Annotated in this window: 13 protein-coding genes and 1 pseudogene; 10 read left to right on the top strand and 4 right to left on the bottom strand. The window is 55.4% G+C overall.

Annotated features, from left to right (window positions below; all coding sequences use genetic code 11):
- Positions 1–83: 83 nt before the first annotated feature.
- From ACLB1Z_RS19515 to ACLB1Z_RS19505, 3 genes are all read right to left on the bottom strand, one after another.
- Positions 84–329 carry a hypothetical protein gene (locus ACLB1Z_RS19515; RefSeq protein WP_409561324.1) on the bottom strand — a complete coding sequence of 82 codons (246 nt, stop codon included), beginning with the start codon at positions 327–329 and terminating at the stop codon, positions 84–86.
- 115 nt (positions 330–444) lie between these two features.
- Positions 445–882: a molecular chaperone DnaJ gene (locus ACLB1Z_RS19510; protein ID WP_409561323.1), complete on the bottom strand. Its 438-nt coding sequence runs from the start codon at positions 880–882 to the stop codon at positions 445–447.
- Between the two features lie 86 nt (positions 883–968).
- A complete protein-coding gene (locus ACLB1Z_RS19505; protein WP_409561322.1) occupies positions 969–1385 on the bottom strand; it encodes a PilZ domain-containing protein in 417 nt (138 codons plus the stop codon).
- A 378-nt stretch (positions 1386–1763) separates the two neighbouring features.
- Between ACLB1Z_RS19505 and ACLB1Z_RS19500 the strand changes: the two are divergent.
- The 9 genes and pseudogenes from ACLB1Z_RS19500 to ACLB1Z_RS19460 form a co-directional block, all read left to right on the top strand.
- A pseudogene (locus ACLB1Z_RS19500) lies at positions 1764–2417 on the top strand (response regulator transcription factor); the annotation flags it as partial.
- Positions 2418–2538: 121 nt separating this feature from the next.
- Positions 2539–3810, top strand: coding sequence for a flagellar hook protein FlgE (locus ACLB1Z_RS19495; RefSeq protein WP_409561321.1), 1272 nt, complete (start codon positions 2539–2541; stop codon positions 3808–3810).
- 30 nt (positions 3811–3840) lie between these two features.
- Positions 3841–5301, top strand: a complete 1461-nt coding sequence (gene flgK, locus ACLB1Z_RS19490; RefSeq protein WP_409561320.1) for a flagellar hook-associated protein FlgK — start codon at positions 3841–3843, stop codon at positions 5299–5301.
- A 5-nt stretch (positions 5302–5306) separates the two neighbouring features.
- Entirely contained in the window at positions 5307–6365 is a 1059-nt protein-coding gene (locus ACLB1Z_RS19485) for a flagellar hook-associated family protein (RefSeq protein WP_409561319.1), read from the top strand.
- 36 nt (positions 6366–6401) lie between these two features.
- Positions 6402–6746 (top strand): flagellar biosynthesis regulator FlaF, encoded by a 345-nt coding sequence (gene flaF / locus ACLB1Z_RS19480; RefSeq protein WP_409561318.1) that lies wholly within the window; start codon positions 6402–6404, stop codon positions 6744–6746.
- Entirely contained in the window at positions 6746–7162 is a 417-nt protein-coding gene (flbT, locus tag ACLB1Z_RS19475; RefSeq protein WP_409561317.1) for a flagellar biosynthesis repressor FlbT, read from the top strand. Before flaF ends, flbT begins: the two co-directional genes overlap by 1 nt.
- Positions 7159–7569 carry a flagellar hook assembly protein FlgD gene (gene flgD / locus ACLB1Z_RS19470; RefSeq protein ID WP_409561316.1) on the top strand — a complete coding sequence of 137 codons (411 nt, stop codon included), beginning with the start codon at positions 7159–7161 and terminating at the stop codon, positions 7567–7569. Before flbT ends, flgD begins: the two co-directional genes overlap by 4 nt.
- Positions 7566–7835 (top strand): flagellar biosynthesis protein FliQ, encoded by a 270-nt coding sequence (fliQ, locus tag ACLB1Z_RS19465; RefSeq protein ID WP_409561315.1) that lies wholly within the window; start codon positions 7566–7568, stop codon positions 7833–7835. Before flgD ends, fliQ begins: the two co-directional genes overlap by 4 nt.
- Positions 7836–8482: 647 nt before the next feature.
- Positions 8483–9217 carry a GGDEF domain-containing protein gene (locus ACLB1Z_RS19460; protein WP_409563314.1) on the top strand — a complete coding sequence of 245 codons (735 nt, stop codon included), beginning with the start codon at positions 8483–8485 and terminating at the stop codon, positions 9215–9217.
- A gap of 46 nt (positions 9218–9263) precedes the next feature.
- Here ACLB1Z_RS19460 and ACLB1Z_RS19455 read toward each other — a convergent pair whose 3' ends face one another.
- Positions 9264–11411: a putative bifunctional diguanylate cyclase/phosphodiesterase gene (locus ACLB1Z_RS19455; protein ID WP_409561314.1), complete on the bottom strand. Its 2148-nt coding sequence runs from the start codon at positions 11409–11411 to the stop codon at positions 9264–9266.
- Positions 11412–11819: 408 nt separating this feature from the next.
- Here ACLB1Z_RS19455 and ACLB1Z_RS19450 point away from each other — a divergent pair, with 408 nt between their 5' ends.
- Positions 11820–12110 carry a PilZ domain-containing protein gene (locus ACLB1Z_RS19450; protein WP_409561313.1) on the top strand — a complete coding sequence of 97 codons (291 nt, stop codon included), beginning with the start codon at positions 11820–11822 and terminating at the stop codon, positions 12108–12110.
- Positions 12111–12266 lie beyond the last annotated feature (156 nt).

Below are 12266 nucleotides of genomic sequence, written 5' to 3'. Positions count from 1 at the left end.
CCATTTCGCGGATGAACGTCAGGCCTTCGAAAAAGAATGCGAGATATTTCACAAGTTCATGCCGAACGGAAACATCCTGCACCCTAGCCGACCGCGCGGAACAGATTGGACGTGTCCGAAATGTCGTCGTTAGCCTGGCTCGCCGATAGCAGACTGATGACGTCCGCAAGCGCCTGATGATAGCCGGCATGCCAGTAGGCGCATTCGTCGGTGTCGCGATCGAGATGGCGTTGCGCTTCGAGAACTTTTGACCAATTCCCGTCGAGCTGTGCACCCATGCCGGCCATACGCAACTGCAACATCTTAAGGTCGGCGCTCACGTCGTCCATCTTTAACCCCATCGCATTCTCTGCCGGTCGAGGGCCGGCTACGATGAGACATTACCCGACATTCGTGGGAACATCGCGAAAGAACAATCTCGCATTTTAGATAAGTTCGCGAGGCTCAGCGTTCACTCTTTTTCAACCGGGCAACGTAGCGATCCATGAGATCATTGGCGATCATCATGCGCTGTGTCGCAAGCTCCCTGAGCTCGGACTGCACACGATCCGGATGATTTCTAAGTGCAAATTCTCGCCGCAGTGTCGCGATGTCAGCTTCGGAAAAATTAGCGTCGAGTCCAAGCTCAATTAAGATTTTATTCGGATCGAGCAACGGATCTGCGCTGATGCTGCTTTGCTCATCGAAGGCGTAGGGGTGTTTCGGAGGGGTTTGAGAATTTCCCACACCGCCGCGAGAAGCAGCAGCCAAGGCCCACGCGGCCTCTAAACCATCGATGGAAAGACGATTGGGGCGTGATACACCGGCTGGCCGATCGTCACGACCGAACAAACTGTCAATGATCGATTCAAAATCGGACGGAAGGGGTTCCCGTGATGTCATTCGGACCGCGGTTCGAAGCGAAATGCCGGATCGCGGAACGTTACGAAACGCAGCTTGCAGTACGCTGACGGGTCACGTCCCGCCAATCACGGCCGTCGAGTCGACTTTTGCAGCGTTACGGCTCTGCCGAAAAATTCCCGACCGAGATTTTCAAAGTCGAGTCGTTCATCGACGTTAGGAACCGGATAGAGAAACTCTAAGCCAAGGTGTTTGTCGCGTAGCCAAGTCACTGTGCCATCGAGCATCGTGCCATCGAAGAGCGTCAGCGCGATTCTGTCACCGACGTTCGGGACGATTCCGTCCCCGACGCTAATTTTTGCTCCGGATTCCGATAAGTCGACGAGGTCGCAGATGAGCCGGATACCGCGAAAGTTTAAAGCGACGTGCTGGCGAGCTATGTGCCGGATGCCGTCGCGCCGCTCGTCTTCGGCCTCGATGCTTTCCGGAACCAGGACCTCGGTCTGAAAGCTGCTCATGAACTTTTCAAACGTGGTCTTATTCATTTACGCACCCAAACTTTAAATCCGCGCGTCAGGACGCGCAAACACGCAGCATATAGCCATTAATTCGCAAGCGGATCTTTCTATTCCGGAGAAACGCCTGAATTAAGAAGTCTTTGGTTTACGCAATCGTTTGGAAATAAATTCAAATTTATCGATTTCCCAACGATCGGCAAAAAGGCGAGCGCGTTCCATCTTCCACCTTCGCAGCCTCAGTCACAGCGACGACTAGAAGAACAGATGCAGACGCAAGGAGCGGGCGCGGACTTATGATTTGGCGTGGCATTTCCGACCCACGCAATAATGAAATAATTGTTAATAAGTCACGTGAATCACTGTATTTCCTTCTGTGCCAATGATTTGCGGGGCTTGGGGGGCATCATGTTCGTTGTGCTTGACGACCGTTTGACGGTCGCGGGGGGATACGTTGCGTGCTTTGAACGCGAAGGAGTAGCGGCAACTTCAGTTGATCCAAACGAGTTCTCGGAGTGGTTCGAACTCATCAATGATGCCGATATCGCGGTTATCGAGGGCTTTTTGATTGGTGCCGTGGCAAACCGGCGCCAGATATCCGCAAGGATCAGAGCACGCAGCCGCGCGCCGCTCATGGGGCTGATCGAAGCGCGAGCGCTGAGTGAAACGCTCGAGCTTTTCTCGCTCGGGTTTGATGATGTCCTCGCGAAGCCCTTTCACGTCCGCGAAGTCTTGGCACGCAGCGGCGCCATTCGTCGCCGGATGCAGATCGTCGACGAATGTGTAGATGTTGGTGGCATCCGGATTTTCTTCGACGGTCGCGATCCGATCGTGAACGGAGAAGTGCTGCCCCTGCCGCGTCGTGAGCGGCGGATCCTCGAGTGTCTCGTGCTGAGCCGCAACACCCGCATTACGAAGACCCAGATCTTCAATCGCGTGTACGGCATCTTCAATGACGAAATTCATGAGAACGTCATCGAAAGCCACATTAGCCGCCTGCGCAAGCGGCTGAAGCAGAGACTTGGTCACGATCCGATCGATTCCCAGCGTTTCCTTGGCTACCGCTTGAAAGACCTTGCCAGCGATGATGCTGCACAGCCCGCGGAAGCAGCGCAAACCAGTCTCACGCAAGGCCCAGATGCTTCAATTGCGCCGAGCATCATTCGCGACGAGGAGAATGTCGATGGGTCTTTACGGAGTAATGACTACCAGCGTCTCGGGCATGTCTGTCCAGTCTGACCGTATGGGTACGGTTGCGGACAACATCGCAAATATCAACACCACTGGTTACAAAGGCGCATCAACGGAATTCGCAACGCTCATCGCGGAAGGCAGCGTCGCAGAGTACGTGCCTGGTTCCGTTTCGACCATCGCTCGTCGGGCGGTCTCCCAGCAGGGAGACTTCACCTACACCAAGTCGCCGACCGACCTCGCGGTCAGCGGCAACGGATTCTTTATGGTGGAAAGCGATTCTGGAACGCCCTTCTTGACGCGTGCAGGCAATTTCGTTCCGGACTCCAATGGCGATCTGGTGAACGCTGCAGGGTTCAAGCTGCTCGGCTACAACCTTTTGGACGGCAGCTCGAGTTCCGTCGTTAACAGTGCCGCCGGTCTTCAGGTTGTGAGCACGAGCAGCCTTGGCCTGAAGGCAACGCCTTCGACAAGCGGCAAGTTCGGCGTAAACCTCCCTGCTGACGCGGACATTACTGCCGCGGCCAACCTCCCGGCGGCGAACGCTGCGACGGCGGAATATGCCGGCAAGACCTCGATTGTCACTTACGATAACCTCGGTCATCAAGTGACGCTCGACGTCTATTCCGCAAAAACGGCCGACAACACCTGGCAGATAACCGTATACAATGCGGCCGGCGCGACCAACGGTGGCTTCCCCTACGCAGCGGGCTCGCAGTTGGCGACGACGAACGTGACGTTCGACGGCACGACAGGCGCGTTGACCTCGACAAGCCCGCAAGCGCTGAGCGTCAACATCCCCAATGGCTCAACATTTTCGCTCGATATCAGCAAGATGACCCAGCTGGCCGCAAGCTATTCGCCCCAGACCGGTGCCGAAGCACCGAGCGCGAATGGCAGTCCTCCGTCTGCTGTTGACCGTCTTGAGATCAGCGACGAAGGCATCGTGACGGCAGTCTACAAGGACGGTTCACGCGTCGACGCATTCAAGATTCCATTGGCGACCGTCGCGAGCCCGGACAATCTCACGGCGATCTCTGGGAACGTCTACGCCACGAACAAGGAGTCCGGAGATTTGCAGCTCGGCACCGCTAACGAGAGCGGTCGTGGCAAAATCATCTCGGGCGCATTGGAAAGCAGCACCGTCGATCTTGCTTCCGAGCTGACGACGATGGTCCAGGCTCAACGCAACTACACGGCAAACTCGAAAGTGTTTCAGACCGGCACCGAACTCCTGGACGTACTCGTCAACCTCGTTCGGTGACGGAAAACATAGGAAATAAAGGCCCAGCTGATGTCGCTTACGCAGAGCACGAGTAATGCGCTTTCAAGCATTTCGACGGTTTCCGAGCAGATTTCTGTCGTCTCACAGAACATCGCGCGCGTAAACAATACGGACGCAAGCAGAAAAGTCGCGAACGTCGTCAGCGGGCCGGGCGGTGGCGTCAGCATCGCGGGCGTGACGAGAACAGCCAACAAGCTGCTTCTCGACACGTACCTCGACGCAAACGCAAGCAGCCAAACGCAATCGGCCGTCAATTCGGCCTTGGATCAGTTGCAGAATACGGTGGGCGACACGGACTCTGATACGTCGCCCGCCGCCTTGATGTCGAAGCTCAACACGGCACTTCAGAACTATTCTGCTACTCCTCAGAATAGCGCGGTCGGGGCAACAGTCGTAACCGCCGCACAAGAGCTGGTGACGTCTCTCAACGAAGCTACACAGGCAGTCACTGACGTTAGAAATCAGGCCGATTCCGACATCGCGACATCGGTCGGCAACATCAACAGCCTTCTTTCGCAGTTCCAAACACTCAACCAGCAGGTTGTGTCGGCCTCGGGTAGCGGCAGGGACGTCACGGACGTCTTGGACGCGCGCGATGCAGTATTGAAGCAACTGTCGAATGAAATAGGAATTCGGACGGCCACGCGCGACAATGGCGATATGGCCATCTACACGGACAGCGGCGTCACTCTGTTCGACAAAACGGCGAGGTCGGTGACCTTTCAGCAATCTGCGAATCTGTCCGCGAACTCCGTCGGATCGCCGGTTTATGCTGATGGTGTGCCGATTGCAGGCACGCCGCACATGATGTCGATCAGCTCCGGCAAGCTTGCCGGTCTCGTTGAAGTCCGCGACAGCATCGCTCCGACGTATCAAAGCCAACTCGATGAAATGGCCCGCGGTCTGATCTCGACCTTTGCCGAAAGCGATCAATCTGGAAGTGGTTTGCCCGATGCAGCCGGATTGTTTACCGACGGCGGCTCCTCATCAGTGCCGACAAGTATCGTTCCAGGTCTAGCAGGCTCGATCAAGATCAACGCAAGCGTTGATCCGACCCAGGGCGGAAACGCCGAGCTCATTCGTGATGGCGGTATTGCCGGCGCGAGCTACACCTACAACAGCGACGGCGGCGCATCTTATACGGACCGCATCCAGCAGCTGATAACGAATCTCGGTTCCACCCAAGCCTTCGATTCCTCGACCCAGATTCATTCGACGGGCTCGATGCTCGATTTCGCCAAGTCGTCGGTCTCGTGGCTCGAAGCGCTACGTCAATCGTCAAGTAACGAGGCGGAATCGCGCCAAACGATTGCTGATCGCGCCGCCACCTCGTTGTCGCAGGCCACCGGTGTGAACCTCGACGAGGAAATGACCAATTTGCTCTCGCTAGAGCGAACGTTTCAAGCCTCGTCCCGTCTCATCAGCACCGTCGACAATATGATCTCGACGCTCTTACAGGCAGCGAGCTGACATTCATGATTTCCTCGTCATTCATCTCTTCCGCTTCGATCTCCAATGAAACGCTCAGATCGATAGCCAAGTACCAGCAGCAGCTCGTCGACGCCCAAAAAGAGCTTGCGACGGGCAGGCACGCAGACGTGGGGGTAACCCTGGGTGCGACGACAGGTGTTAGCATCTCGATGCGCCAGGACATGGATCAGATCCAGGCCATCCAAGGTTCAAACAATCTTGTGCTCAACCGTCTCAGCGCGTCGCAATCAGCGCTTGATACGCTGGCGAAGAGCACGTCCAATTTTCTCTCGAGTCTGATCACGGCGCAAACGGCCGCCACGTCCCAGGATACGTTGATCCAATCGGCGAAGGCCGGGATGCAAACGCTGCAGGATCAGCTCAACGCCTCGCTCGACGGCCAGTATCTGTTCGCGGGCATCAATTCCGACGTCCAGCCCATGGAAGACTTTTTTGGAACGCCGCCATCGGCTGGAGCGCAGGCGATCACCGCCGCCTTTACCGCCAAGTTCGGCATGAGTCCGGATGACCCCAACGTCTCCAGTATTTCGCCCAATGATATGAGCGACTTTCTCAACAATGAGTTCGCCAATCTGTTCTCGGATGCAAACTGGTCGAGCACCTGGTCGGCCGCATCGGATAAACCGGTGAGCAGCCGAATCTCTCGGAACCAAATCATCGATACGTCAGTGACAGCCGACAACGGCACATTCCGGTCGTTGGGCGAAGCTTTCGCAATGATTTCCGGCCTCGGCTTTGCAAACCTGAACAGCGGTACGCAGCAGGTGATCATCTCGAAGGCTCGCGACCTCACCGGAGACGTGACGGGCGGTCTCACGCAAGTTCAGTCGGCCCTGGGCGTCACGCAACAGCGCGTTACTGACGCCAACAGTCAGATCGACTCGCAAGTCGATTTTCTAACGAAGTCGATCGACAATTTGGAACAGATCGATCCAGCAGCAGTCACGACACAGTTGTCGCAGATTTCGACGGCGCTTCAGGCTGCGTATTCGCTGACGAGCCAGCTCAACAATCTCAGTATCCTCGATTACCTGAATAACTAACGACGGCATCCAAGGGCGGATTGCGGAAGGCGAAAGATGTATAAGTTCTCATATGAAGAAACATTGAGCGAGTCCGGAAATCGGCAGCGCGAGAACGAGCGCCTCGCCCTGGAGCAATCTGTGGCCCTGTTGAAGACGGCAGAGAAGGCGGGACCGCAGTCGCGCGAAGCCGTAGACGCGATCATCTTCTTAAACAGGCTTTGGAGCTTCTTTCTTGAAGATCTCGCGAAACCCGAAAATGGGTTGCCGGACGAGGTGCGAGCCAAGTTGATCTCAATAGGGATCTGGATGCTCAAAGAAGCCGAGGCGATCAGCAACGGCAGGTCGCGGAATTTCGCGGGCCTTATCGACGTATCAAATGTCATCGCGGAAGGTCTTTGATGGCTGGCGGCCTGAAAATTACCCTGAGAGCCGGTGAACGCATCTTCATCAACGGCGGCGTTCTGCGCGTTGATCGCAAGGTCAGCCTTGAGCTCATGAACGACGTCGTCTTCCTGCTCGAACAGCACGTGATGAAGCCGGAAGATACAACGACGCCTCTGCGGCAATTGTATTTCATGATTCAAATGATGCTCATGGATCCGGCGCTCTACATGAAAGCGCGGACGATGGCGAGGGAATCGGTATCGAACCTCTCAGCCAGCATCCGCGATCCCAAGATTCTTGTCGGTCTCAAGGAGGCCGGCGACATGCTGGATGGCGACAGGCCGTTCGATGCTTTGAAGAAAGTGAGAACGCTGCTTCCGTTAGAGGTCGCGGCAAACGCCTCGGAAGAACGCAGCAAGGAGGTCGCATGACCACGGTTCCAGCCACCGGCGGTACGTCGGGTACGCAGACGTCTTCGAGCAGTCAGTCCTCAACGACGCTCGATTATAATGATTTTCTTCAGTTGATGGTCGCACAATTGCAGAATCAGGATCCGCTCAATCCGACCGATACGAACGAATTCATGTCGCAGATTGCCGAATTCTCGAATGTCGAGCAGAGCATCAACGCGAATTCGAAGCTCGACCAGCTTCTGGTGAATTCCAATATTTCCCAGGCGAGCACGATGATCGGGCTGGTCATAACGGGAACGGATGGCACGCAAGGCGTGGTTCAGTCGGTCCGTATCGACTCCTCAGGCTCGACTGCGATCCTGACCGACGGAACTCAAGTCCCGATCACCGCAGGCGTATCGATAGGATATCCCATATCATCATGACAGAAGGTGATGCACTTCAGCTCGTTCAACAGGCTATCTGGCTGACGATTGTGCTCGCTGGTCCAGTTGTGGGTTCCGCAATGGTTATCGGCGTAGGCGTCGCATTTGTTCAAGCGCTCACGCAAATCCAAGAAATGACGCTGACGTTCGTGCCTAAGATAATTGCCGGATTTGTCATCCTTCTGCTGACGGGAAGCTACAGCGGAAGTTTGCTGAAAGTATTCACCGAACAGATATTCATGCGAATTGCCATGGGTTTTAAATAGCGTTTTCTGATCTATCACGTTGCGTAAATGGTCATATAAACAGACTATTTCGAAAATGCGCAAAAAGAGCATTGCGCCAGTAGCCGACTCGTGGTCGGGATGCTGGCGGCATTTATTTGAATAAGTACGCAGCCTAATCATAGCTACGACTTTAGTGCCGTCGGCTTCATTGCCGGGAAGTTCCACTCTTCATTGAGCGTCGCCGCGTCTTTGCCGCAGGAAACACGTCCGATTGGGTTGCGAGTTCCGTCAATTCGAGCCGAGCACGAAGCATGAGCACATTTGCACTCCGGCAGCTACCGTCGTCCGCGGCTTTCATGTTGGCAAGCCTTGCGGCCATCGCTTGCACGTTTCTCGTGTGGAACATTTCGATGCGCTCTGATGGCGATTTAGCATCGCTTCTGAGCTGGTCCGATGTTTCCTGGCAAATAGCCGAGGTCGATGCAAGAGGTCGTATCGTTCGTCTTGGAGCCCATCCTTTCGGACTGGCGCTTCTTTTCGGACTAGTCACGGCCTGCTGTATGAGCTTCGCTTGGGGCGCCTGGAAGTTCATCGATCGCAGGCCTACGCAACGAGAGGCGGACGAGGGCCTCTCGGATCGGCTCGAAAAAGTCGGCAAAGAACTCGACGACGAAATGTCGTCCGTGATGCGCCTCTTGAAGCAGCATCTGGATTTGAGCGGATCTCATTCGGAATCGTTGACGAAAGCCGCTGATGGTCTCGTTTCTTCGACTTCGCCAGATGGTATCCGGGCGATCATCCAGTACCTCATCAGCGAAAACAAAAAGGTGCAGACCGAGGTCAACGAGCTTAACAACCGGCTTCAGCAGTCGCAGGTGCAAATTGATAAGCTGCGCGTCAGTCTGAGTGACAGCCATCGATTAGGCATGCTGGACGCGGTGACATCACTGAAAAACAGGCACTGGCTGGATGTTCATCTTCCCAAAGAAGTGGAAGCGGCGGCGCACGCCAAGGAACCGCTCAGCATCATCATGGCCGATGTCGATCACTTCAAACGCATCAATGACACGTTCGGCCATGCAGTCGGCGACGAGATCCTGCGGCGCTTCGCGGAACTCCTCTCCAAGAATATCAAGGGCAGAGACACGGCGGCTCGGTATGGTGGTGAAGAATTCATCGTCGTTCTGCCTCAAACGCGGCTCGCGGGCGCCAGAAATCTCGGCGAGCAAATGCGCGGTGAGCTCGAGTCTAAGAAATGGATGCATCATCGCACGGGGCAGCCAATCGGGAAGGTGACGGCATCGTTCGGCATCGCCGAATTGCGGCAAGGCGAAGAATACGACGATTTCCTTGATCGCGCAGATTCCAAATTGTACGAAGCGAAAGCGGCAGGACGTAATCGTGTTGTCGTCGACGAGTAAGTCGGTTGAAAGAGCTTCGCTTAGACACTGACGGATTACAGCGTTCTTAAAGCGGATTGGCGAACAGCGTCCTGAGCTTCGCCGCAGGCACGGCCCGCGAGAAAAGAAAGCCCTGCGCCTCGACGCAGCCCTCTGCTCGCAGTCGCTCAAGCTGCTGCTCAGTCTCGACGCCCTCTGCGACGCTCGTCATTCCAAGATTATATCCGAGCTGAATGATTGATCTGCGAAGTGTCGCTGACCGCTTGATGTTCGCGACCGCCGACACGAACGACCGGTCGATTTTGATTTTGTCGAACGGAAAGTCCTGTAAATAGCTCAGCGAAGAAAATCCTGTACCGAAGTCGTCGATCGAAAAGCGAACCCCCATCTTCCGAAGCGTTTCAAGCGTCGCGGAAGCCGCGTCACGGTCCTTCATGAGGAGCGTTTCAGTAATCTCCAGGATCACACGGGACAGCGGTATATTCTTTGCAGCGTTGGTGACTTTCTCGACAAGGTCTGGCTCGCGAAACTGAGCCGGGGAGATATTGACGGCAACCCAGATGTCATCGGGCCAGAGGCTCGCCTCCGCACACGCGCGCTTCAAAACCCAGTCGCCAATTTGGCCGATAAGCCCGCATTCCTCCGCAATCGGGATGAACTCGGACGCAGGAATAATTCCGCGGACCGGATGCGACCAGCGTATCAGAGCTTCGCAACCGACGATGCGCCGCGTCTTGACGTTTACGATCGGCTGGTAGTGAAGTTCGAATTTGCTGTTCGCAATCGCCTCATGCAGTCCCATGATGATCTGGTGACGCTTCTGCAGGCGCTCATGCATCGAATGTTCGAAGAAGCCGAAGCTTCCGCGCCGCACGGATTTGGTCCGGTAGAGCGCCATGTCGGCATTCGTCAGCAGCTTCTCGGCATCGTTCCCGTCGGACGGGCCGACCGCGATCCCGATGCTTGTACCGACGGTAAGTGTATTGTCCCCGAGTTCGAAGGGCTCTGCAAACGCCGAAAGGATGCGCTTTGCGAGCGATTCGACTTCTTCGATGGATTGCGGCGCCATCTGAATAATGGCGAACTCATCGCCGCTGATCCGTGCGACCGTGTCGGTATCACGGACTTCGCTTTTTAACCGTTCTCCGACTGCAAACAGCAGCGCATCGCCGACATGATGGCCGAGAGTGTCGTTGATCGACTTGAAGCGATCGAGATCGAGGCAATGAATGGCGAGCGCCCAGCCGCCCTTGGCTTGCGCAAGTGCAGAACGCACGCGCTCTTGAAACAGCGTGCGATTGGGTAGTCCGGTTAGTGCGTCCTGATGCTCAAGGCGCCCAATGGTTTCCTGGTCGCGTTTGCGTTCGGTAATATCAAAGTGGGCAACGATAAACCCGCCGTCGGTAAGCGGCGTGCTGCGAACTTCAAGGCATGTGCCGTTGGGCCGGCGCCGCTCGAACACTTGCGACTCACCTTTCGTCGTGAGATCGAAGCGAGAGCGGATTTGCTTCTCAGTTTCTCCCGGCCCGTATTCGCCGCGCTCGGCATTGAAGTGATAAAGATCCTCAAGAGTTGGAAGACCGCGTTTAAAGAGAGCGTCCGGATATTCCAAAAGCTGCTTTTGTCGTTCGTTGATCAGCACCATGTGCAGATCGCGATCGAAAATAGTTAGACCGCCAGGAAAGCTTTCAGCTACAGCCTGCAGCAACACATCATTATTCGGCCGCGCGACGTGGGTTTCGACGGGGGCAGACGCCTCCACCTGAAGCGACACAAACCCCGTGACGCGTCCGCTCCGGCCCTTGAGCGGCCGAATGGTCGCGTCGACCCAATAGAGAGTTCCGTCTTTGGCTCGATTTTGGATGCGTGAATGCCAAGTTTCACCGCGGTCGAGAACTTCATAAGCCGCGCTCCAGAATGCGCGGGAATGATGGCCTGAACTCAAGATTGAATGGTTTTGCCCCAAGAGCGCTTCGCGCGCATAGCGGCTGATCCGTGCGAACGCGTCATTCACATGAATGATGCGACCTTCATTGTCTGTGATCGATACGCAGCCGAAAGGATCGAGCGCTGACGCCAGCGCTTTGGCGTTTCCTGACAGGCTAGGAGGGGCGGCCGCAGGTTTTGCCTTGCGGGCTGTTTTCTTAGCCGCAGCAGTTTGCGTACGTTCGCTGGGCTTGAAAGCCGTAACGCCCTTAGCTGCTGAGCCCCGCATCATCCCGCCCGTTTACATTCTGGCCGAATACTGAACGAAATCCCTCGCGTTCGGATTTCGAGCGGGCCCAACTTTCCCATTTTATCATGCCGACCATGCGTCGGCGCGTCACGTCCACATTATTTTACATTTTGCCAGTTCCGAAACTGACAGACCTCATCTATTCGCATAATTGGTCTTAAATCTCTTAAGGTCCGATTATCCGATTTCCGGGCGAATCAGGTTAGTCATAACTCGTCTGTGTACGGATATGTGTTTTGCTGCGCGAAAGCCCCCAAATCACCAGGGCAGATAGAAGGCTGGCTCTACAGTAGGTGCGTTTGCGGCAGAGGCGCGTCGGCGCCATCGTAATGAGCGTAGATGCAAGTGTACCAAATGCGTCAATCACGCAGAAAATAGGTCAGAAACTTGGCGATAGAACGTCCAAAAGATCAGAGGCAATTCGGCCGGCGCACGGTTTTCAAGCCGGGTATCGTCGTGCTTGACGATGGTCAACGTATTGACGGTACCATTCTCGATCTTTCGGAGGGCGGCGCTAAGATTAAAGTGCCGAATCCGAATTTATTGACCGGCGAATTTTTTTTCGAAGTGCCGAGCGACGATTTGATTGTCCGATGCCGTGTTGTTCGGGTCGACGCGGGCATCGTCGGCCTGCGCTATATCAAGCCGCCGCGCCGATTGTCGTGGGTTAAGAAATAGCGCGCCGCGAGTCGGCAATTGCCTGAAATGATTCAAGGTTTGGCGAATTAGAAATTGTGCCGCGCCGCGAGGTTAAGAGGGTGCTACAAAAGTCCCTTATTGGGGCGAAATTAGAGCTTTGGTGATATTTCGATATTTATTCAATTAATGAGAAAT

The organism is Hyphomicrobium sp. MC8b (genome assembly GCF_905067615.1).
In the GTDB taxonomy this organism is placed as follows: domain Bacteria; phylum Pseudomonadota; class Alphaproteobacteria; order Rhizobiales; family Hyphomicrobiaceae; genus Hyphomicrobium_B.
Note: the sequence above shows the minus strand (reverse complement) of the source record. Positions and strands in the feature narration are given on the sequence as shown.

What these genes read in the sequence shown, in the direction of transcription:
- ACLB1Z_RS19515 (WP_409561324.1), bottom strand. Translation starts at nt 329, where the DNA reads ATGGACGACGTGAGCGCCGACCTTAAGATGTTGCAGTTGCGTATGGCC.
- ACLB1Z_RS19510 (WP_409561323.1), bottom strand. Translation starts at nt 882, where the DNA reads ATGACATCACGGGAACCCCTTCCGTCCGATTTTGAATCGATCATTGAC.
- ACLB1Z_RS19505 (WP_409561322.1), bottom strand. Translation starts at nt 1,385, where the DNA reads ATGAATAAGACCACGTTTGAAAAGTTCATGAGCAGCTTTCAGACCGAG.
- ACLB1Z_RS19495 (WP_409561321.1), top strand. Translation starts at nt 2,539, where the DNA reads ATGGGTCTTTACGGAGTAATGACTACCAGCGTCTCGGGCATGTCTGTC.
- flgK (WP_409561320.1), top strand. Translation starts at nt 3,841, where the DNA reads ATGTCGCTTACGCAGAGCACGAGTAATGCGCTTTCAAGCATTTCGACG.
- ACLB1Z_RS19485 (WP_409561319.1), top strand. Translation starts at nt 5,307, where the DNA reads ATGATTTCCTCGTCATTCATCTCTTCCGCTTCGATCTCCAATGAAACG.
- flaF (WP_409561318.1), top strand. Translation starts at nt 6,402, where the DNA reads ATGTATAAGTTCTCATATGAAGAAACATTGAGCGAGTCCGGAAATCGG.
- flbT (WP_409561317.1), top strand. Translation starts at nt 6,746, where the DNA reads ATGGCTGGCGGCCTGAAAATTACCCTGAGAGCCGGTGAACGCATCTTC.
- flgD (WP_409561316.1), top strand. Translation starts at nt 7,159, where the DNA reads ATGACCACGGTTCCAGCCACCGGCGGTACGTCGGGTACGCAGACGTCT.
- fliQ (WP_409561315.1), top strand. Translation starts at nt 7,566, where the DNA reads ATGACAGAAGGTGATGCACTTCAGCTCGTTCAACAGGCTATCTGGCTG.
- ACLB1Z_RS19460 (WP_409563314.1), top strand. Translation starts at nt 8,483, where the DNA reads ATGCGCCTCTTGAAGCAGCATCTGGATTTGAGCGGATCTCATTCGGAA.
- ACLB1Z_RS19455 (WP_409561314.1), bottom strand. Translation starts at nt 11,411, where the DNA reads ATGCGGGGCTCAGCAGCTAAGGGCGTTACGGCTTTCAAGCCCAGCGAA.